Annotated in this window: 19 protein-coding genes and 1 riboswitch; of the genes, 2 read left to right on the top strand and 17 right to left on the bottom strand. The window is 40.0% G+C overall.

The features are described from left to right. Positions 1 to 146: 146 nt before the first annotated feature. Positions 147 to 1,694, bottom strand: coding sequence for a bifunctional ADP-dependent NAD(P)H-hydrate dehydratase/NAD(P)H-hydrate epimerase (locus A6749_RS18685; protein ID WP_066393877.1), 1,548 nt, complete (start codon positions 1,692 to 1,694; stop codon positions 147 to 149). A 69-nt stretch (positions 1,695 to 1,763) separates the two neighbouring features. After that, positions 1,764 to 3,062 carry an MFS transporter gene (locus tag A6749_RS18680; RefSeq protein WP_066393866.1) on the bottom strand — a complete coding sequence of 433 codons (1,299 nt, stop codon included), beginning with the start codon at positions 3,060 to 3,062 and terminating at the stop codon, positions 1,764 to 1,766. Positions 3,063 to 3,195: 133 nt separating this feature from the next. On the opposite strand from A6749_RS18680, the gene A6749_RS18675 reads away from it, so the two are divergent. Next, complete coding sequence (locus A6749_RS18675) at positions 3,196 to 4,425, top strand: helix-turn-helix transcriptional regulator (protein ID WP_066393860.1); 1,230 nt, start codon at positions 3,196 to 3,198, stop codon at positions 4,423 to 4,425. Positions 4,426 to 4,450: 25 nt separating this feature from the next. Here A6749_RS18675 and A6749_RS18670 read toward each other — a convergent pair whose 3' ends face one another. The 15 genes from A6749_RS18670 to A6749_RS18605 form a co-directional block, all read right to left on the bottom strand. Beyond that, a complete protein-coding gene (locus A6749_RS18670; RefSeq protein WP_066393857.1) occupies positions 4,451 to 5,188 on the bottom strand; it encodes a hypothetical protein in 738 nt (245 codons plus the stop codon). 2 nt (positions 5,189 to 5,190) lie between these two features. After that, positions 5,191 to 5,895: a hypothetical protein gene (locus tag A6749_RS18665; protein ID WP_084797896.1), complete on the bottom strand. Its 705-nt coding sequence runs from the start codon at positions 5,893 to 5,895 to the stop codon at positions 5,191 to 5,193. Between the two features lie 153 nt (positions 5,896 to 6,048). After that, positions 6,049 to 6,606 (bottom strand): hypothetical protein, encoded by a 558-nt coding sequence (locus A6749_RS18660; protein ID WP_174842913.1) that lies wholly within the window; start codon positions 6,604 to 6,606, stop codon positions 6,049 to 6,051. Between the two features lie 2 nt (positions 6,607 to 6,608). Beyond that, on the bottom strand, positions 6,609 to 7,244 hold the full coding sequence (locus A6749_RS18655; RefSeq protein ID WP_066393854.1) for an SCO family protein: 636 nt from the start codon (positions 7,242 to 7,244) through the stop codon (positions 6,609 to 6,611). Between the two features lie 75 nt (positions 7,245 to 7,319). After that, positions 7,320 to 8,999 (bottom strand): cbb3-type cytochrome c oxidase subunit I, encoded by a 1,680-nt coding sequence (locus tag A6749_RS18650; protein ID WP_066393851.1) that lies wholly within the window; start codon positions 8,997 to 8,999, stop codon positions 7,320 to 7,322. A gap of 14 nt (positions 9,000 to 9,013) precedes the next feature. Continuing rightward, the gene (locus A6749_RS18645) at positions 9,014 to 9,475 is read right to left on the bottom strand and encodes a cytochrome c oxidase subunit II (RefSeq protein ID WP_066393848.1); all 462 of its coding nucleotides are present in this window, start codon (positions 9,473 to 9,475) and stop codon (positions 9,014 to 9,016) included. 12 nt (positions 9,476 to 9,487) lie between these two features. Beyond that, on the bottom strand, positions 9,488 to 9,634 hold the full coding sequence (locus A6749_RS28460) for a hypothetical protein (RefSeq protein ID WP_161487158.1): 147 nt from the start codon (positions 9,632 to 9,634) through the stop codon (positions 9,488 to 9,490). A gap of 348 nt (positions 9,635 to 9,982) precedes the next feature. Next, on the bottom strand, positions 9,983 to 11,539 hold the full coding sequence (locus A6749_RS18640) for an ATP-binding protein (protein ID WP_066393839.1): 1,557 nt from the start codon (positions 11,537 to 11,539) through the stop codon (positions 9,983 to 9,985). Positions 11,540 to 11,705: 166 nt separating this feature from the next. Further along, positions 11,706 to 12,197, bottom strand: coding sequence for a carbonic anhydrase (locus A6749_RS18635; RefSeq protein WP_066393831.1), 492 nt, complete (start codon positions 12,195 to 12,197; stop codon positions 11,706 to 11,708). Then, entirely contained in the window at positions 12,197 to 12,568 is a 372-nt protein-coding gene (locus tag A6749_RS18630) for a Na-translocating system protein MpsC family protein (protein ID WP_066401048.1), read from the bottom strand. Before A6749_RS18630 ends, A6749_RS18635 begins: the two co-directional genes overlap by 1 nt. Positions 12,569 to 12,639: 71 nt before the next feature. Beyond that, on the bottom strand, positions 12,640 to 15,264 hold the full coding sequence (locus A6749_RS18625) for a DUF2309 domain-containing protein (RefSeq protein ID WP_066393828.1): 2,625 nt from the start codon (positions 15,262 to 15,264) through the stop codon (positions 12,640 to 12,642). Further along, positions 15,261 to 16,790 carry an NADH dehydrogenase subunit 5 gene (locus A6749_RS18620; protein WP_066401047.1) on the bottom strand — a complete coding sequence of 510 codons (1,530 nt, stop codon included), beginning with the start codon at positions 16,788 to 16,790 and terminating at the stop codon, positions 15,261 to 15,263. The genes A6749_RS18625 and A6749_RS18620 overlap by 4 nt, the downstream gene beginning before the upstream one ends. A 396-nt stretch (positions 16,791 to 17,186) precedes the next feature. Next, positions 17,187 to 18,356 carry an amidohydrolase gene (locus A6749_RS18615; protein WP_066393825.1) on the bottom strand — a complete coding sequence of 390 codons (1,170 nt, stop codon included), beginning with the start codon at positions 18,354 to 18,356 and terminating at the stop codon, positions 17,187 to 17,189. Between the two features lie 320 nt (positions 18,357 to 18,676). Next, positions 18,677 to 19,570 (bottom strand): TIGR03943 family putative permease subunit, encoded by an 894-nt coding sequence (locus tag A6749_RS18610; protein WP_066393822.1) that lies wholly within the window; start codon positions 19,568 to 19,570, stop codon positions 18,677 to 18,679. A 13-nt stretch (positions 19,571 to 19,583) separates the two neighbouring features. Beyond that, positions 19,584 to 20,459 (bottom strand): permease, encoded by an 876-nt coding sequence (locus tag A6749_RS18605; RefSeq protein ID WP_066393821.1) that lies wholly within the window; start codon positions 20,457 to 20,459, stop codon positions 19,584 to 19,586. Positions 20,460 to 20,777: 318 nt separating this feature from the next. Further along, a riboswitch (glycine riboswitch) is annotated at positions 20,778 to 20,859 on the top strand. Between the two features lie 97 nt (positions 20,860 to 20,956). Between A6749_RS18605 and A6749_RS18600 the strand changes: the two genes are divergently transcribed. After that, entirely contained in the window at positions 20,957 to 22,312 is a 1,356-nt protein-coding gene (locus A6749_RS18600) for an amino acid permease (protein ID WP_066401046.1), read from the top strand. The last annotated feature ends 30 nt before the right edge of the window (positions 22,313 to 22,342 follow it).

Raw genomic sequence — 22,342 nt, 5'->3', positions numbered from 1 at the left:
CCGACGCTTTTTGTCCTCATGAAATGTTTATGAGAACTCTCGACTGGAGTCTCCAACGCTTTTTGTCCTCATGAAGTTACATGTGAACCTTCACAAAAATCTTCATAAAAAAGGAAATCCCAAGCATCCGGGCCCCCTCTAACCTATCAAATCAAATTCAACTGTTCTCTTACCCCGTCAATAAGATCAAACGGGGTCACCCCGTAATGGGATAAGCTTTTCGCCTTTTCTTCCCACGCTCTTGCATGAAGATAGCTTGCCGCTACAAGAGCGTTCAAAGGGCCTGCACCCTGCGCTATAAAAGACGCAATCAAGCCTGTCAGCACATCGCCGCTGCCGCCCTTCCCCAAAGCATCATTGCCAAACGGATTGATGAAAACCTCGCCATCCGGAGTGGCGATAACCGATCGATGGCCTTTCAATAACAAAAATAAAGAATGTTTCACAGCGAAATTTTTTGCAACCCCAAGCCGGTCCGTTTCCACTTCTCTTACCGTACAATTCAACAGCCGCGCCATTTCTCCGGGATGTGGGGTAAAAATCACATTCCCTTTATACCGATGGATTATATCCATTTCATTGCGGAGCAAATACAACGCATCTGCATCTACCACTACTGACTGAGTTGTTAACGACCTCATAAACACCTTGAGCCATTCTTCCCCGCCGGAAAACCGTCCCATCCCCGGTCCAACTGCAATACTATCAAACTGAGACAGCCTCTCTAATAACTCATGAAGACCAGCTTCAGAAAAATGGCCATTAATATCGCGCAATGGCAAAAACAACGATTCCGGGTTCTGAGCTGCCGCCATAGGAAAAATACTTTCGGGAATCGCTAATGTCACCAGCCCTGCCCCCGAATGTAAAGCTGCTTTTGCCGCAAAAATCGGTGCTCCGACAAAATGGCGCGACCCGCCGAGGACAAGTGCATGTCCAAACGTTCCCTTATGACCATGCTTCGGTCTAACCGGAACCATTGCCCTCGCTAGTTTTTCCGTTATGACATTGGGCAGCTTTAAGCCCAAATCCGTCATAATTGAAGGCGGAACAGATATATCCACCGCTTTCCATTCTCCGACATACCGCGGTCCATCCTGCAGGAAAAACCCCTTTTTCGGAAAAACAAATGTTACCGTTTTGTTTGCTTTAATGGCTGCTCCAACCACTTTGCCCGTATCACTAGAAACTCCGGAAGGTATATCAACTGAAATAATCAATTTCTGCCCCTTATATTCATTTACCAATGAAATGACCAAATCTAGAGGCGGTCTTACCGGGCCATTTACACCCGTTCCTAAAATGGCATCCACAATAATGTCCGCCTGCTCTAATTCTTTTTGAAACGCTGCCTTCGTATTTTCTTGCAGGTAAAAAACCGGCAGCCCCCGATTTACATAAACATCAAAATGAATCTTCGCATCACCTTTAAGCCGCTCGGGATTGACCATCAAACAAAGCAACGGCTTCACTCCTAAATCAAATAGCCGGCGGGCAATGACAAAACCATCGCCGCCATTATTTCCCCCTCCCGCTAACACCACTACCTTGGAATGTTCACAAAGGTCACATGATAAAATCTCCTCTACCACTTTTGCCCCGGCATTTTCCATTAAAACAACCCCAGGTAATCCAAGCCGCTCCATTGTATACTGGTCCATTTGCCGCATTTCCTTCTGACCCGCTACATACATTGCACATCCGCTCCTTTTATTACTGCTATCTCTATTATAAGAAATATTTGCGGTGCCACACGTTAAAAACTAAACACTTGTTGGAACTTTTTTTACCCTAATTTTTTTTCCAGCTGCTGTTTCCGGATGGACTCTACGAATCACCGATGGTCTAGCCAGAATAAGGATCACTCCGACAAACATGGCTGAGGAGACAATCATAATCCATTGGGCAGGAAACACATCATATAACAAGCCGTACAATACCATTCCAAGAGGCATTAATGCCATCGCCATCGTTTCTAGAATGGAAAATACCCGCCCTTTATAACGGTCATCGATTTGTTTTTGCAATATAACCATAATGGGCGTATTGGTTATCGTAGAAGTTGCCCCCAATCCAAGCTGCAGCACGATATAATAAGTAAATAATAAGCTGTGCGGGAGCTTTATCATTAGTGGCAGCACAATCGCTGCCATAATGATACCCATTCCAACGATTCCCCATTTCGACACTAATAATGGATATTTTACTTCTTTCCGAACGGAGAAATAAACGGATAACAACAGCATCCCTGCGGCAAAAGCTCCCTCTGTCAAACCGAACTGTTGAGAGGATATTTTTAACTTTTCAATCAAAATAAAGGAATAGCCGACCTGATATGCTCCAAAGAGGAAATTTACCAAAAGTGCAATCCAAATTACTGTCATAAGCAAGGCTTGAGTTTTTAAATAGCTAATCCCCGATTTCATGCTTTGCCACATTGGTTCTTTTTCGTCTTCGTCCGTTTTTGGGGCTGTGAACAGCTTGAAATTCATCGTCGATTCCAAGAATATAGCAATACTCGATGCTGCGATATAGATAATAAGGAAGACTGGCATGGATACAGCTCCATACAATAAACCGCCGACAGCCGGACTGCCAATCGCGGCAAAAGAAATTGACATTTGATTTAAGGACATAGCCTTTTGAATTCGTTCCTTATCTACAAGACCTGTTATTGATGATGTAAAAGCAACGCCGGAAAACATGGATGTAAGTGATAATATGCATGAGGTCGTGTAAATGGCGGCTAAAGATAAACCCATTGTAAGAATGACGATGAGCAAACCACCAATCGCCAAGGTTGTAGCAATCTGCGAAAAAATAACGATTTTTTTCCGTGAATAATTATCGACCAGGTACCCGGCAAACGGTGCTGCAATCGTCCGCGGCAAAATATTACATATTAGATTAGCAGCAAAACTTGCTGCCGATCCTGTCGCTTGCAAAATATAAAAACTAATCGCAAAGGCATATACCTGTGCACCAAAAGAAGAAATCAGCTTGCTAACTGTGAACGTCCATAGATGGTATGTCGCCTTTTTTAGCTTTAAAGCTTCATTCATATTTAATCCCGCCTTTTTTAAAAAAAGTTTAATTTAATTAAACAAATTATATCACGGTACTATCTTCCAATTCAAGAAAAAGTTTAATATAATTAAACTAAATAATAAAATCGTCTAGGAGTGAATTTTCAACATGTTAGGTGAACGAATCCGAGAGATCCGGAAAAGCAGGAAAATGACCCTTGAAGCGCTGGCCGGAGAAGAACTGACAAAGGGTATGCTTAGTCTGATTGAAAATAATAAAGCGAATCCCTCGATGGAAAGCTTAGCCTATATTGCCAGAAGGTTAGGGGTTGAGGTAAGCGAGCTTTTAGAAGATGTGAGCTCACAGAAATTGAGGGAGGTTCTTGATGAGGCGGAGAAACTTTATAATAAGGAAATTGCCATTGGGGAAAAGTCCGATAAATTTAAAGTGTTGATTGCCCTAATTGAACCTTATTGTGAAAACCTTTCCCAGGGCTATGAGTCTGCCCGATTATTAGAAATATACAGCCGCAGTCTTTATCAGGAAAAACAAGACGGCTGGCAGGAGCTCTCACAAAAGGCCGCAGATATGTATGATGAGATGAAGCTTACTGCGAAACGGGCTAGTATTGGCATCTTTTGGGCAATGGAAAAGTTTGTTGAACATGACTATGTGGAATCCTTGAAAATTTTGTTACGGGAACGGAACCATATTGAAACGAAGCATCATTTTATTGATCCAATGACACGGGTTGACTTAGACTATAATGAAGCGATTCTTCATTTTGCGGTCGGCGATTCGGAGGCAGCAGCTGTTGTAATGGAAAACGCAATTCATTTTTCGAAGGAGCACAGGATTTTTTACCGGATTGATGATTTGTACAGACTGGCTGCGGCACATGGGTTGATGATGAGAGATAAGCAGCAGCAAGAGCATTATGTCTCTAAATTACGACAATATGGTGATTTTGCCGAGGACAGGCAATCAATTATTTTTTATGACCTGTTTCAAGCCTTGTCGTTTAATTCAGAAGGTTGGGAGTCTGCTAAAGCGCTCGAAATTTGCGACAAGTACTTAACAAACCCGCAAACAGAACTAGCTTACAGGTATTGGTTCTTGCTTGAAAAGGGAAAATCCTTATTCGGGATGAAAAGCTATCAGGAAGCACTTGCGTGTTTCGAAAATGTGAAAATTCCAGCTTACGCCCACCACCCGTATGATCTATCATTGTTTTATATCAAGGATTCATACAAAGCCCTTTGCCAAATCGAACTAGGCAACTTAAGCGATGCCTTAGAATCAGCAAAAGAAGCTGTGGATAATTTTAAATCTATGCCCCATACACCATATAAGGACTTTGCAAATGACATATACAAAAAGGTGTCAGCCACCATGTGATTTTTCACATGGCGCCTGACGCCCGTTATCGCAATTCTTCCTCCGACACGACCATTATGTATTCAATATCCTCGGTGCCGTTTGTGTAGCCGTTGCCGCTGACTGTTCCTTCTTCTGTGAATTTTTCTTTTCCGTTCTTTCCAAATGGGGTCCAGGCGAAGTACATGCCTACTGGGTCAGCTGGCTGAAAAAATAAATCTGACTGTGCCGCTGCATCGACTTTCATTATTGACTTAATTGAATCGGCCCAATCTTCTGGAAGCGGCAGCATCCCATACGTTTTCCCCTCGAGAGAAATATTTTTCTCCATTTGAATTCCCGGTTTATAAAACTCTTTCCCATCCGTTACTCCATAATTTCGATTTCGTAAATAATAGAACTTTATATTCTTTAATTGATGTCGCGGATGAATATTCCACACAAAATAATAGCTTGATGGGTCTTTTCTATCAATCTTCCAAACATGCGGCTGTCCCATTGTATCAATGTAGACCGCCTGCCATTTATGAAATCTCCAAACCCAATAGCTTGCACCGTAATGGTCATCCTTCGAAATAAACGGGACAACGACACGTTTTTCATCGACCTCAATGGAATCCTGAATAGTGCTCACTTTGGCTTCCGGAGAGAGACGATTAATTTCTGAGATTAATTGTTTATTATTTGGGAATGAAAGCGGTGGTGAGAAATAAAACCAATAACCTGCAGCGCCTATAACAGCAAAAATAGCAGCTAAACTTAATAGGATTTGGCGTCTGACCATTTTTATTCACTCCCCTTTAACATTGATTCATTGGAATGAAAATAAAATTGCTTATCGGGGGTTGAGATTAAGATTCCCTTACCATCCTTCTCTACATAGATTACTTCTGTAATTCCGCTGCCAAACTTAGGAGTAGAGCCGATTAATTGATACGGAAAACGCTCCTTAATTTGATTTGAATCATTGCCCATGTACGTTTCGCTATACCATTCATCATTGTAGAATTCCCCTTGTTTTATCAAGCTGAGCTGCTTTTGCAAACGGTCTTGATCAATAGTTCCTTTTTTGGCCGAAGGATGAAGGAGAATTAACCTTGGATTATTTAAGTTTGCAATATAGATGGATAGTTTCGTTTGCGGGTAAATACTTTGATACAACGGGATGGATAACAAGTAGCTTAGTAAAAAAATAAAATTGGCTAAGAAGCCTAACCAGGCATAGGGGCGGTAAAGCGGCCAGCGCTCTTTCTTTCTTCTAAAAATCAGCAGCAATATCCAAACACCCAAGGGCAAAACTGGCATTCTTATTAACCGACTATCAAAATTCCAATTAACGGAAAATGGAAATAATCCAATAAACAAAATGAAGACCAGCTTCCACCTTTTTGGCCTTTCTGTTTGTTTTTTATAAATTCGGTATGCTAAAAAGGCGATTACCGCCCATGCCAAGATTTCTGACAGCACCGTAACAAGGTTCATTTCTCCCAAATAAATCATCCCTTTAATTCTATTTACCTTTATCATCCATTACTTTAATATATAGGAAGTTTATTCGTTTGAAAACTACTTTTTCTGTACCTATTTCACCCCATATTTTTACAACAAAAAAGACAGCTCCCTTTGCTGCCTTTTTCAAAAAATTTATTCATACTTCGAAGGATCGACAAAGAATACATAACCAAGGTAAATCACAAAGCAAATTGCGGTGGTTAGAAATCCCCAGCCGAGAATGATTTGATCGATAATGAGGTAGTTATTGCACAGCTGTACAGGTGCATCAACATATAACCACCCCATGGCAAAAAACAAAATGGTAAATAGAATGATAACAACGTTTCTGCCAAGCTTTTCAAGCCGTTTCCAGCTATCCCTTAGGGGAATTCCAGCTAATAGCGGTAAGCTGATAAATTTAAAAATTTCCATACTTTGTTCATTTAATGCTTCGTCCATTGTTCGCGGCAGAGTCCAGAAGGAAACGATAATGATAAACAACATGATACCTGGCAGGCCATTTCGATTCCATTTATCAAAGAACCCCGGAAATTTACTCTGAAAAACTTTTGCAATTAGAAATCCGGCAATAATGAGCATAGGCATTTGCATGTGCATATGAATAATCATGACAGATTCCATTATCTTCGCAACCGGAGGTAGAGCCAGGAAAATAATCATAAATAAGCCTACTAGTAATTGCGTCATGATTACTCCCCTTCTTCCTTTTTAAGAATGTTGATAACCGTTTTAGCTGCTTCATCCGGTTTCTTATAATCTAAGACATCCACTAAGGTGCCCTTTTTATTTACTAGGTAAAAGGCGGAATTATGGGCAAACGTTCCATTTTTATCCGGAATGACAATGACTCCAAATGCTTTTAGCAAGGAATCCAATTCCTTTTGATTCGAGATTCTAGCCATTCTCCACGTTTCTCCATCACTATGAAAATAAGTTCGATATTTTTCCAATGTCTCCGGTGTATCCCGATCCGGATCAAAACTGATACTTAAGAAGGCAATATCTTTACCCATATATTTTTTGGGTATATCTTTATAAACTTGTGACATATTCATCTCAAGCTGTGGGCAAACCGTTGTACAGGACGTATATAAAAATGTAATGAATACATATTTATTTTCAAATTCAGAAATTGAATATTCCCGCCCTTTGCTGTCCTCAAAGGTTACATGCGGAAATTTTGGTTGATCATGCATTAATTTGTTCACTCTTGCTTTTTCTGCCGTATAGGCTGTAAAACCATCTGTTCCAAAAAAGAACAGACCAAAGCCAAATATAATAACTATGATGCTAGCTAATGTGGTTTGCCAATTTTTTTTGATCATTATGATCACTTCCTGCCTAATTTAGCATAAAGAGATAGCCCTATCAAACGAGCTATCTCTTTTTTAATGTCTTGATTACCAAGTTTTAAATCCTGGAGATCCTGGAGGTCCGTTAAGAATAAATTCTGAAATTGGAACGACATATGCCATCGCTACAACGATAAGCATAAGGATAATCCATACTCCCCAGCGTTCTGTCCAGTAAGGAGTTGGAGATGCATTTTCTTCTGCTTCCGCAATTGGGAATTCTGTTTCCCCTTTTGGTGCAAAGAACATCATGTTAATCACTGCATACACCTGGAGAATAACACCGATGATTAACAAAGTTCCACCGACAGCCATCGCCATCATATATGGGTCCCAGCCTAATGCTGTTGCATGATCGCCATATGTTGTATAAGAAGTTCTACGTGGTGATCCAAATAATCCCACTGTATGCATTGCACCTGACATAAAGATCATACCAATTGTCCAGATCCAAGTTTGGATGACACCTAATTTATTGATTTTTGGTGTTAAAACACGTCCTGAGATATATGGAACTAACCAATAACTAATACCAAAGAATGTTAATGCGACAGTCACACCAAGTGTTAAGTGGAAGTGACCGACAATCCACATTGTGTTATGCACAACCGTGTCTAATTGGTTGGTTGTTTGGGCAATACCACCGGCACCTGCTGGAATAAAGGAAGCCATTCCGATAAATAGTGCTAGGAAACGAACATCTCCCCATGGCATTTTTTTATACCACCCGATAAGTCCTTTACCGCCTTGCTTTCTTGCAGTGCGTTCAAATACGGCAAACAATGCAAATGCTGTCATTAGTGATGGGAAACCAATTGCTAAACTCATAAATACGTGCATCATTTTAACTGGTAGAGAAATACCTGGGTCAATGATTTGGTGATGGAATCCACCGGTAATGTTCATGATCACCAAGGCAATAATAACGACGCGGGTTAATGTATCGCTCCAACGTCTGCCGCCGATTAATTTCGGTGCAATGACATACCATGCAGAAGTGGCTGTTAAATACCAGATATTAACGAGCGTATGTCCAAAAGCCCAGAATAATGTACGAGAAACCATAACATTAACGGTCTTAACCCAGCCTAAAGACCAAGGAATAAGATAAATAACTTCGATTGCTACAGGAATAAGAGCAAAAAACATTAGAACATTAATGCCAGTCGCGAAGTAAGAAAAGATTGGAACATGCTTTCCTTTATTATTTTTTCGCCAATTGGCTACTTGGATAAATGCCCCGACGTTGCAAAGCCACATTCCTACTGCGAAAAATACTAAACCGATATAAAACATTGGATGTGCTTTCAAAGGCGGATAAAATGTATACATAACTGATGCTTCATTCATAAGGATTGGAATTACAACCAATACGGCACCAATAATCTTGGCTGCAAACGCAGTCCAGACAATCTTTCTGACCTTTGGAAGTAAACCTCCCAGTTCATGTGAAAGACCTGCATAGAGATAACCAAATGTAAAGAAAGTTGTAAATGCAAGAAGCATGAACACGCCATGCATAGTTAGAATTTGATAATAGTTTAACCATGATGGCAGTTCTAGAAGACCCGCACGGTTTAATCCTTGTGCTAACCCTAAAAATCCACCAATTAACAATATGACAAATGATACAAATAAATAGGTTTTCGAAATTTTCGCGTCTGCTTTATTAACACCTAGCAATTTAGTTGCTTTTGTTTTGAACGTTTGATTTAGTGCTGTTTCCATTAGCCTTTCCCCCCTTACTTAACCGTAATTGTCGTGCTCATGGCTTGGTGGCCGGCACCGCAATATTCATTACATAGAACTAAATAACTTCCCGGTTTGTCAAACTTCTGGGTAACTTTTTGAATATAACCTGGCGTTACCATGGCATTAGCATTGGTTTCAGCAATTTCAAATCCGTGAACAACATCTTTTGAAGTTAAGATAAAATGTACAGTTGACCCAGCTGGAACTTCAATATTTCCAGGATTAAAACTAAATACTTGCAATGTCATAACAACTTCATATTCTTTATCACCAATCTGTTTAATTCCAGGTTTATCGAAAGGCGCCGTTTGATCGACTTTTTGTGGATCAATGATATCAGTATTACTTGGCGGTTCCATTCCTTCCGCGACTGCTTGATAGCCCGTGATTAGCATGAAAATCATCATAAGACCGAAGCTTAAGGTCAACCAGATTTTTTCATCTTTATGCATTCTTTTCCCCTCCTATACTCTAGCCATAAAAAGTCCATATAGTGTTAAATAAGTCAGTAAAATAACCCCGGCCACAACGCTTAAGGAAATCCAAGTTCCTACACGTTTCTCTTCGTGTGCTTCATTTGATTTCTTGTTGTGTACTTTTGAAGCTCCCATTTTGATTTACCCCCTTATATTGGTCTCACTTCTTACTTACATAATAGTTAAGAACCATTCTCAAAGAAGTGAACTGAATCACAATTACAAACAAACTTTCAAACCGGTGACAAGCAGATTTTTTGGTAATCATCACCAGAATAAAATTCCCTAAATGCCTTAAAATGCCTTGTTATCACTGTTTTTAAGTTAAAAATAGCCTTTTTTATTTTTGTACGATAAGGAAAAAGGAGGGGGTTAGCATCAAAATTAAAAATGACAAATTTGTGAATTACTAAAAAAACAAAAAAGCTGGTGGATTTTTAGAAATCCACACAGCTTTTTTGTTACGCCTTTATGTAATTGAAATTAGGTCTTTTTTAAAAAAAATACATCATTCAATGCCTGCTTTAGATTGCCTTTAAATTCCGCCTGTTGAATCGCACTAATCCCAGAGGAAATAAAACTTTTTACTATTTCAGCACGCAGCCCGGTCAGGATTGTTTTACAGCCCATCATAGAAATTCCCTCGATTAGTTTGATAAAACTATTCGAAGCCTCATACTCCATGTTTGCAACACCCGAAAGGTCCAATATCAATGTCTGAATATGATTCGTTTCTATTTCAGTCAGGACTTTGTTTTGAATCGTGTTAATCCGCTGCTGGTCAATTTGACCAATTAACGGAAGGATACAGATTTGCTCGTTGATCGGGATAATTGGGACAGATAGATTCTCGACAAGCTTCCGTTCCTGCTCCAGCAATTCATCCTTATATTTTGAATAACTAATGAAAAAATAGCTCAGAAATTGGTCAATCAGTTCATTAATATTTTTTTCCCTCGAATAAAAAGCTTCTCGATGACTCTCTGTTTTGCTTAATAAATCGTAGTTATACAAGAAATCCCACAGCGTTCTGCGAATGGCCTGCACCCACTCTAATTTAAATGCAAGCGTTAAAGAATATTTTGCCCATGCGACTCCTTCTTGCTTGGCAAATTTAATTAATTCGTGCGCCTGCTCCTCCACAACATATAAAACAAGTTTATGGGCATTGTTTAATAAATTTATATTTCCAATTTTACGTATTTCTTCAATTTTATCCTTAACGTTAATAGCTTCGTCTAGTAATCGTTTCTCAAACTCTTTCCGATTCCGGAAAAAGAAATCTTGAATGGAATAACCATCTTCATAATGAAGTGACAATTTTTTCACTCCCTTTCGGATCAATTGACTTTGCTGGAGCATCTTTATGGTGAAGGTCGTTCCATAGTTTTCTTTGCTATCAACAATTATCTTGCCGCCATGCCGATAAACGACTGAAAAAACTTGTGTCAGCCCCATCCCTGTTCCTTCAGGCTTCGTTGAAAAGAAGGGAGTTCCTAGTAATGAGAGTTTTTCTGCGGGGATTCCAACCCCAGTATCTTGAACCCTAACAATTACTTCCCCATCAAGTGCTTCTTGTGTAATTGTTAAGGTGCCCTTTCCATCCATTGATTCAATCGCATTTTTGATGAGATTAAAAAAGGCTTTTTTGAATTGATTTTTTTTACCTAAGATCCCGGTATTCGTATGGTTAAAATTGGTAATGACGTTTATATTATACAATTTGTCTTGAAAAAGATTTAAAATTGATTCCAATTCAACAGACAAATAAATCGTTTGCATCTGTTCATCTTCTAAATCAGGCTTGGAAACCTGCAATAAATCATTTAGTGCTGAAAGAGCATGCTCTAATTCAGACTGGGCAATTTCAATGTATTCATGATTTCCTTCTTGCTGTAAAAGCTGTAAAAAACCTTTGACTGCCGTTAACGGGTTTTTAACCTCATGGGCAATACCCGCCGCAATTTGTCCCACTGACGCTAACTGGCTTAAATGGCTGTCACTGCTGGACTCTCGGCCTGCCGGCAGATCTGATTTCATTTAGAATACTCCTTTCAAAAAAAAAAATATAAATACAATCTATCATTTCTAATAGTTCGAATATTTAGACCCTCGTAACTATTTTACTAGAAAGTCATTATAAATACATCAAGAAAACACTATCAGCTTTGATGGGAAATCAATAAAAGAAAAAAAGCGGAAACCTTTACACTCTATAGGCTTCCGCTTTTTTATTATTTTTGTTTATCATTAATTCAGTTACCTTTATATGTGAAGGAATTAATGGATGATTCCGAATGATATCTGCATTGCTCTGACCGCCATTACCTGCTTCCTTGTCTCCCGCTAACCATTCCATTAGGCTGCTTTCTGGAAACTCAGGCATACAATTTTTAAAAAGGTAATCTAGTGTTTGAATTTTATCCCTTAACGCTTTATTTTCAGACAACTTCTTTAGCATTTCAACCGAGCTCTCACCCTTGCGGCCCTTATTTGCCACGACCACAAAAATCTCATCAACACCTTCCTGATAAACCGCAATAATCAAATCCCGCATCAAATCTCCAAACGGCGAAATTGAAGAACCATAGCTTTGAATAACAATCAAATCGGTGTCAGGCACCATTTCCCTAATGTTTCCCGGCTCTTGTTCCATTCCTGATACGAGGAGGATTTTTTTCTTTGCATTTATCTGCATTAAGTTTCACCCCATTTGTTCTGCAAGTCGTCAGAAAGCTTGAATACCATCACTCGTTCCCCGGTTCTTGTACTAATATCAGTGTGAAAACCTATTACTTCCAATCCTGTTATGGATAAAATAATTTCCTTTAAATCCTCCATTCCGGATTCAACCAAACTATTCCGATTTACTTTGACGGATAAAAGGCCATCTTTATCTTGACAAAGTGAGTATTCTGCTGGCGTTAAGATCCCTTGCAGGATCACAATAATCATATCTCTCAGAATATCTGATTTGACTGAGACGGAACCGCGTCCAAGATAACTTTTTTCCCAATGTGTTAGTGCCTTGCTGATTTCTGCTTCCATGGCGCCTTTTGATTTATCCATAACAAGCTCCTTTCCCATAAATAGTTCCATTCAACTATCGCCAAAAAATGGCATTCTTATTCTAATAAACATCAACCCCAGCTTTTCCAGTTTCCTTTCGGGTCAATGGATGCAAGCCGGAGCCATCCGTTTTTAAATTTTTGCCGAAAATCCCGATTTCGAATGAGAACTCGATCGATATACTCACTTGGTGCTTGAATTACCACCAGCAGTCTTAACGGAGCGTGATATGCCTCTTGGTCGGAGCGCATCACTGACTGCCAAGGAAGTCCACTTAATAAATCGCTGGCATTCCCCTGCATGACACCTATCCCTGCTGTCACCGTTTGAGTTGCTTTGTTCCCGCTCCCATAATAATGCGGAGCAACAGTAGAAGCATAGTATTGCAGGTTGATCCATTGGGCCACCGTTGCCGGTCCCGCAATAATATTTGCAAGCAAAGCGCCGTCACGATCCTTTTGCCAATCATAGTTTTGTAAAAATACCCTTCCATCTAAATTACACTCTTCGGTAAGCTTCCGGTCCCCGATAATAAAGGCAGCATTACGTGCAAGCCCCCATTCCGGCCGCACCTCGCTCCAGTCCTCAGCCATCTTTTCAGCCTCTTGTTTTGCATTCTTGCTTTGTGAGCTTAGACCTGGCAATTTCCCCAGCCGCTCGGCATTTGCTTCCTCATAGACCTTTGGCAATGAAGCTTGGATGTACTGATATGCTTCTTTAGCGGCAGTTGAAAGCTCCGGCAAATAAAGCCAGCGTAATTCATCAAGAGTGGTAATATGTTCGGCAGCCGCAAAAACTGTGTCCTGTGGAATGACAATTCCCTCTGCCGCTAACGTTTTCCTTACTTCCGGCAAATTGCATAGGCTTGCGAGAACCCGGGCATTAAAGCCGCTTGATGCTCCACCACAGGCACCACAATCAAGCGCAGAGGCATATGGATTATTCGTACTATGGCTCCCATGACCGCAAATCACCACTAAAGGAGCGAAATGTTCCGTTAACCCCATCATTTTTAAAGCCTGCCGTACAAAGTTTACTTTTTCGTCCTCAGAAAATCCAACTTGGAGCTCGGAGTTTGAACAATGAGTATGATCAAGTGTCAATTCTGCAGATGGTTTTTGCTGCCAGTGATCCTTCAATTTGCGCATGACTATTCCCGTACTTCGCGGCACAAAGGTACGGCCGAGTGTTTGCAGGCTAAGCCAAGGACCGCTTACTTCCGGCAATGCCAGGCTGGCAAGCAGATTGTGCTTTAACGTTTTAAACGTACCTCCCAGCGAATTCGCTGCCTGCTTTCTCTGTTTATATTTCGTTAATTCATTCGTAGATGCAGATTCTTTGATTTGATATTTTGGTTTAAACATCACTGGTAAAGAATCATGCTTGTGCGTACTGCCGAGTGTACATGTTTCGATAGGCAGCCCGAAAAAGCCAGCCGTTCCAAGGGTTTCAAAAGGGCCAGCATTTTCAAGTTGGCGGCGAAACGGTTCGGAGCGCACATCAATGCAAAACGCAAATTGCGCTAATGCAGTTTTTCCACTTCTTTTTTCACTATGTTTGTTTGAAGTGATTTTCACTTTCAACTGTTTTTCATATGTTTTTTCCCATGCTTCCAGCCATAACCGCTCGCGGACAACATGGTCAAATCGATAAGCAAGGTTCAATCTCGCTTTTATTTCTGCTGAAGACAGATGGGACCATGCTTTGACAGGCACATCTCCCCAGTGGTACCAACTGGCAATCAAATCCTCTAACTGAAGGTCATGGTTTTGCTCCGGTATTGGAAGATAAGGCTTGATTAAAATACTCTCCATGGAAAGCCGCACTGCCAAATAGTCCATTACTAAGGATTGATCCTTAGGGTTCTCCTGTGAACGCCAAAGCATCATCCCGGCCCAGCCTGGCAAAGACAATAAATGTGCTTCAAGGTAGCTTTGGATGTCCGAATAAGAAATTTCAAGGACCAGCAGCGCTTCACGTAATGCCTCTTCGGCTGTTAAAGGTAATTCTTTAATCTGTTTCCGCAAAGATGCCTGAAGGGCAGGGTCGAGACTGGCAAGATTGCGCCATGCTTGATAGAAGCCTTTTTCACGATTAGGCATCGACCAAATAGCCTGCGATTCATCCAAAAACAATTTACACCACTTTATCATCTGATTGTTAAGTTCTTTCCCCGCATTTTCAATCCCATGCTGCTCTAAGCGCTGACTAAGGGTTTGAACAGCAATGCTATTACCAATCAGATAATTAAACCTGCTTAGTTTCGCCGCCATATTTTTTAATTCCGAGACGGCAATTTGTTTGCAGCGTTTTTGGTTAAGTCTTAAAGCATTCTTACAAAACTGTTCCGCCATTTCACGAGGCATTTCCAACTGCTGAGCATCTAGCCATTGTTTAAGCACTATATCGATAAACTGCTGCTCGATTTCCCCTTGATTCCATGCAGAGTTCAGCACGGCCACATTTGGAAGCAAATCAACATCACATGTGTCCTTAAACTTCCGTACTACCTGTTCAAAGGTTTGGTGCTCCAAACCGGCCCAAGGATGACGCGCTGCAAATGTAGATATCGGGCCAAGCGGCGCAATTACCTTGCTTGCTGATGTCGCTAATTCATTCATATCCAGGCTAAGGTAATTAAAGTCTTTCTCCAAATGATTTGGCTGTGTTAACGTTAAAGCCGAAGTCAATTTCAACTACCTCCTCGGGATATTAATTGTGATAAATATTTTGGATGGTTTTCCACCAAATCTAGTTTCGGTTCACTAAGACGGACAAGCCATAAATAAATAACTGCCAATGTTGTTGAAAAACGCTTCCGAGTCATTAAAAATCCAATTGCACTTCCTGATAATAAAACAATAAAGAGGATCAAAACAGCCGGTAAGGATGGCTGGAATCCGCTATGAACCGTTTCATGCAGCAATTTACTGAAAGCACTATGAATTACGCTGTACACGATTCCCGCTCCAGCAAGCATAATAACCCCTGCAACTCTACCAATCCGGCCATATCCAAAAGCAACCAGCTGAGTCCAGGCTAATGTCACCGACCAGCTTAAAATGAGCGCACTGACCCATTGATATGCTTCTCCAGGAGTGGAAAGCCAGAATGATACACCTACTGCGAGGCCAATCAGCCCTCCAGCGAACTTCCAGAAGAATGAAGGCCGTTCAGAAGCATACTCTACTGGTTCTTGATGCTGCACCGCCGAGCCTGCTTGTAAAAATAAAGTCGATTTAAACAGACCATGAAGAACAGCGTGAATAATTGCCGCCAAATTAGCACCTAATGCACACTGAATCAGCATGAATCCCATCTGGGCAATCGTAGAACCGACAAGCTGCCGTTTATAATCAACCTGGACCAGCATAATGCCGGTTCCGATTAAGACTGAAATGCTTGATAAAATTAGCAGAACCAGTTGTGCTGCTTCACCTTCAAAAAGCAGTGCAAAACGAGTCAACAAAATTCCGCCAGCATTGACAATCCCTGCGTGCATAACAGCCGAAATAGGTGTTGGAGCAACGACAGAATCCAGCAGCCAGCGCTGAAATGGAAACTGTGCCGCCGGAATCACAACAGCCCCCACTAAGAGAAGGGTGATACAGGTCTTCTCCCATGAATCGATATGAGCAAGGCTCTTTTCAGTAAGAATGAAGGACAATTGCCAATGGCCTGTAAGCTGTGTTACCCAGCTAATTGCAGCTAATAATAACAACCAGCCAAGAGCAAACATTTTCCCTGATAAAAGAGCAGCATTCCTTGCCACTTGCCATTTTTTATTCATCCTAATAAGCAATGTCAGTCCAAGAAGTGTGCCCCCCCAGCAAACCAACAAAAGGCGGAGATCATCACTTAACCAAGCCAATGCATCTGCAATTGTCGTGAAGGCCAACAGGGTGAAATATGATCGATAAGAATGATCGCCGTGTAAATAGCGAACAGAGTAGCGCTGTACGATTAATCCAATCGTTAGGACAAAAGCCGCCAGCAGCCATGATAAGGAATCATAACGAAAAGGGCCGAAACTAATACTTCCAGTATTAGTAAATAGGCCAATAAGAGCGATAATGGGAGGAAACGAAATAACTCCGACATGAATACGAACGAATGATAGCGGGATTCTTGGATTTAACATGAATAATGCACTTATTAACGAAAGTATAAGAAATATCATAAATACGGCTGGCAGGGAAACAGACATCACTTCTCCCCCCATTGACATGAATGAATGGAAACTGCCAAAACTCCGTAAATATTGATTTTCTTTATTTGCTTCATTTTGGAACTTTCCTTTCTTTTCCACCAATTTTAAAAACAAAAAACCGACATTCCTTAAGGAATAATGGACATACTGCTCCACTATTCTCTAAAAAATGTCGGTTTACTATTAACTAGCCAAAATTTGGTTCTTTAATTAGTCTACCTTATTATTAAAAAAATTTTTCAAGGTAACTTCTATTACTATAGTTTTTACTTTTTCATCTAGTCAATCAGCATTAACTTTATGCTAAAGTAAAGCTATTATTAGAAGTTATTAAAATATTTATGTTAGTTATAATACTGTTTATGAATCTTTCTGTCAAGTTAAATATCATTTTTTTGGCAAGGCTTGCTAATTCTTCATGTATGACAATGCCGCTATTCCAAGCACCTGTGCAGCTGTTAATAATGCTCTTTCATCAATATCAAATTTTGGATGGTGATGCGGATAGCTCTCGCGGCCGGGGATTCCTGCACCCGTAAAAAAGAATGCCCCTTTTACATGCTGCAGGTAGTAGGCAAAATCTTCGCCGCCCATTTGCGGCTCATATTCCTTTATGGACGTAACAGTCGGAGCTAATTTGGCAATCTCAGCGATAAATTCGGTTTCTTCTTTATGATTCACCGTTGCCGGATATCCTCTTGTATATTGATAGATATAGTCGGCATCAGCAGCCATACATGTTCCCTTTACAACCCGCTCGATTTCCTTTTCGATTTGATCTCGAATTTCTTCTTTGAAGGTTCTAACAGTACCTATTAAGTTTACAGAATCTGCAATAATGTTATAAGGATTTTTTGCCTCGATTGAACAAATAGATACTACTGCAGAATCGAGTGCACTTACTCTTCTGCTGACAATTTGCTGCATATTCACAATTAGCTGGCCGGCGATGGCAATACTATCCTTTGTTAATTCTGGCTGGGAACCATGTCCGCCGTAACCCTGAATTTTAATATCAAAACGGTCAGGTGCAGCCATAAATGCTCCTGCCCGAAAGCCAATTTCCCCGAGCGGACATGTAGCCCATAAGTGTGTACCAAAAATAACATCTACCCCGTCAAGGCAGCCATCCTCAATCATAGCAATTGCACCTCCTGGGGGTATTTCTTCCGCATGCTGATGAATAAAGACGATATTTCCATCCATCTCATCTTTCATCCGATTAAGGGCTTTTGCAAGACCTAGTAATGCTGCAGTATGTCCATCGTGTCCGCAGGCATGCATCACTCCATCAACCATTGATTTATATGAAAAATCATTTTCCTCTTGGATCGGCAGTGCATCAAAGTCAGCTCTTAAGGCAACGGTTGGTCCAGGCTTTGCTCCTTTTAATGTCGCAACAACACCGCGGCCTCCCACTCCTGTGCGGACATCATGGCCTAATTTTTCGTGAAATTCAGCAATGAGTTTCGGCGTTTCAACCTCTTCAAAAGATAATTCAGGATACTGATGAAAATGACGTCTAATCTGAACCATTTCCTCATAAACATCATCCAAGTAACGATACAATTGATCCACAGGATTCCCTCCAAAAAAGTTAATATGATTCTACCAATATATTTTATTATATTACCTTTTCTAAAAAATCATAATAGAGTATCTATTGATAAATTTTTATATCCTTGATACATTATATTGACGCGGTAAAGTGTAAATAAATTAAAAAAAGGCAGACCAAAAGTGATAATTAGAGAACTTGTACAGCGAATTGAAGGAGTATTCCAAGATGTAAAGAAATGGCGCCGCTATTTGCACCAGAAGGACCCATTCATTTATAAAATAAAGAAGGGACAGTTCATGAGCTCCTTTGAGGAAGCTTAAAACTGTCCCTGTATTTTTTAATTTAAACTATTTCGATACACATATGGATCTTTTGGCTTAGCTATCGTCTTATAGCTTGTTACTTTAATAACAGGAATTTTCGCCTTCATTGGAGGATAGTATACCGTATCCACTTTTCCCGTTACTTCATACCACTGGTCATTTGGAATATGGATGTCATTAGGAAACTCCAGCATCATTCCAAAAGCCCCTGAGTCTGCCACACAGTGAATAATTCCAAAACGCAGTAAAAATATCTGGTTGCGTTCTAAATAAGGGCCATTATAAGTGAAACCTTTCATGGTTAGCGTTTTCCCCGCAAACTTACCCATATAATTATAAAGAACTTCGAGCCCCACTAAATAATCTTCATCCCTTAATGTTAAATCGTCTTTCCCTACGTAAGATTCCGATTCTTTGCTAACTAAATCCAAGAAGGCATCCTTCCCCATAAATTGGCTCATATCAGGATTTAGGACCTGATGCATTCCATATTTGTCGGTTGAATCCTCTAACGCTGGAAATGAAAATCCTTTCGCATCCACTAGTTTTGAATTAAGCGTCGCCACAGGTAAAACAACACCTGAAACGGCAGGGATTAATACAAACGTGTAAGCTAAGAATTTTTTTATTTTCTTTCCCTTCGATCGTGTTTTTTTGTCGTGATGATGATGGTGTTCGTGAACATGGTCATGACCGTGCCTGCAATCGAAACATTCATTCTCCTTTTCTTTCTTTTTATCGGAAAAATACCATCTTATCCCTTCAGCAATCGTTAAAAACAAAAGGACATAGATCATGCTGTACGATAGGAAAGAATATTTTAAATTAATGTATTTTGCTATGTTTCCAGTAGAGTGCAACATAAAAAAAAGATTAGTAAAAAGTAGTAAAATAACAACTCTATACATGATCAACCATCCCTTAAAAAAGAAGTGAGCCAATAAATACAAATACTGTAATTAAAGAAACTAAGATAACAATTAGTCGTTTATTGAAATATCCAGTCATCATCAAAACATTCTTAATATCTACCATAGCCCCGAAAACTAGGAAAGCAACAATTGAGCTTTGATAATTAGCGAAACTATTCCTAAATGATGAAGCAACAAAAGCATCTGCTTCGGAACAAATCGATAAAATAAATGCTAAGGCCATCATAACTAGAGTCGCCGTTACCTTTGTATGACCCAAGGTAAGCAAAATTTTCGTAGGTACATACACCTGCATAGCGGAGGCAATCAATCCACCCATGACAAGAAACTTTCCGACACTTAGAAACTCATCAATCGTATGAGTTACAACACTTATTAATTTTTGTTTGGTGTTTTGATTAGAGTGATCGTGTACGTGCACATCACCATTCTCTTTCAACGGGTTTTCTTTGATAACAAAAGATAATACAAAGCCGACTAAAATAGAAACAACCAAAGCCAATCCTGCTCGCTGCCAAACCATTGTCCAGCTGTCACCAAAAGCGACATAGGTCGCAAATAGAACAATTGGATTAATTATAGGTGCTGCGAGCATAAAGGAAATCGCTGCATATGGAGCTACACCTTTTTTTATCAAACGTGCAGCTATCGGAACAATCCCGCATTCACAGCCTGGAAACAATACACCTATTAAACTAGCTGTTATAACAGACAAAAACCTATTTTTAGGCATCATTCGAATAATCGTATTTTCAGATACAAATACTTCAATCAGTGCAGAGACAAAAGCTCCAATTATTATAAAAGGGATAGCTTCTATCACAATGCTGATAAATATCGTATTTAATTGTAATAATCTATCCATGGATGTCACTCCTGTGAGGTAAAAAAATAATTTTCTCTCATTTCACCAAATTCATGGAGTCTACTATACTCTTTTCTATTTATTTCGTCCAACGGAAAAAACTAGCAAAAAGCAAAAGAAACCCTGTGCTCCCTATTCTTTGTTCTTATCACATTACTTGAAGTCTGAAGGGGTCATTCATCACTCTACCTTGTCCTTAGAGGCCCTTTTCAGGTTATTTACCAATTCTATAGAATATGTTACTATTTTTATATAAGACATATTTCGACAAAATTAATAATATCTCAAGCGATGAATGTTATGGGTCACACTATAACAGGAGCAGTTTCTGGAGAGACCGCAACTACAATTGCGGCGCCGAAGGGTTCACAATCTCAGGCAAAAGGACAGAAAAGTATCAACACCTACTTTTCTATTTGTCATTTTTATTTTTAAGAGATTGGAGAAATCCAATCTCTTTTTTTGCGTACAAAGACTATCATCTGGGGGAATTTCACGTGGCACAACAGCAAGAATTAAAAAGAGATCTTAAGAATCGACACGTCCAGCTTATTGCGATAGGTGGAACGATCGGAACAGGTTTATTTCTTGGTGCCGGCAAAGCCATTCAATTAGCCGGTCCGTCCATCATCCTCGCCTACCTAGTGGTAGGGACTGCCTTATTTTTTGTCATGAGGGCATTGGGAGAAATGCTGCTATCAAATGCCGGATACCAATCCTTTACAGACTTTGCCGTTGATTATATCGGTCCATGGGCAGCATATGTCACCGGCTGGACCTATTGGTTTTGCTGGATCATGACAGCGATGGCCGATATTATTGCGGTTGGCGTCTATGTGCAATATTGGTTCAATATTCCACAATGGATTCCAGCCATCGTTTGTTTAATTCTATTATTGGGACTAAACCTTCTAACGGTAAAACTATTCGGTGAATTAGAATTTTGGTTTGCTTTAATAAAAGTAATTACGATTCTCGCATTAATCATTGTCGGGATTGTGCTATTGATAATCGGTTTTAAAACACATACAGGAACGGTTTCGGTAAAAAATCTATGGCTGAACGGCGGATTGTTTCCAAACGGCATTACGGGTTTCTTACTCTCTTTCCAAATGGTCGTATTTGCCTTTGTAGGGGTTGAGCTTGTCGGTGTATCAGCAGCAGAAACAGCCAATCCCGAAAAAAATATTCCATCTGCCATTAATAAGATTCCATTGAGGATTTTATTTTTCTATGTTGGAGCCCTTTTGATCATCTTAAGTATTAACCCGTGGAATCAATTGAATGCTTCCAGCAGCCCATTTGTCACTACTTTCAGTTTAGTTGCAATTCCAGTTGCGGCGGGAATTATTAATTTTGTTGTGTTAACTTCAGCCGCCTCGGCCTGCAACAGCGGTCTGTTTTCAACAAGCAGAATTCTTTATAATCTAAGCCAGCATCATGAAGCACCTGCCAGGCTCGGAAAATTAAACAAAAATCGTGTTCCAAGTAACGCCTTGCTTTTATCTGCGGTCGTTCTCTCACTTGGCGCCCTTTTGAGCAAACTGATTCCCGGCCAAGCGTTTGGCATTGTAACAACCATTAGTGCGATTTGCTTTATTTGGGTTTGGAGCATCATCTTAATCTCACATAGCCGCTACCTTAAAAAGCGTCCGGATTTACGAAAGAAATCAATCTTTAAAGCACCATTCGCACCGTTTATCAACTATCTCGTCTTGGCGTTTTTTGGATTTATTTTAACCATCATGGCAATTGCTGAAGAAACCCGGACAGCATTACTTTTAACACCTGTATGGTTTGTTCTATTATTTATTTTGTATTATATCAGGAGAAAAAATGAATCTAATCCTTAAAAAAGGAGCCATTAGCTCCTTTTTGATTGT

This window comes from Neobacillus mesonae, from assembly GCF_001636315.1.
Classification (GTDB): Bacteria; Bacillota; Bacilli; order Bacillales; family Cytobacillaceae; genus Neobacillus; species Neobacillus mesonae.
The sequence above is the reverse complement of the archived record's forward strand: the minus strand, read 5'-3'. Positions and strand labels throughout refer to the sequence as shown.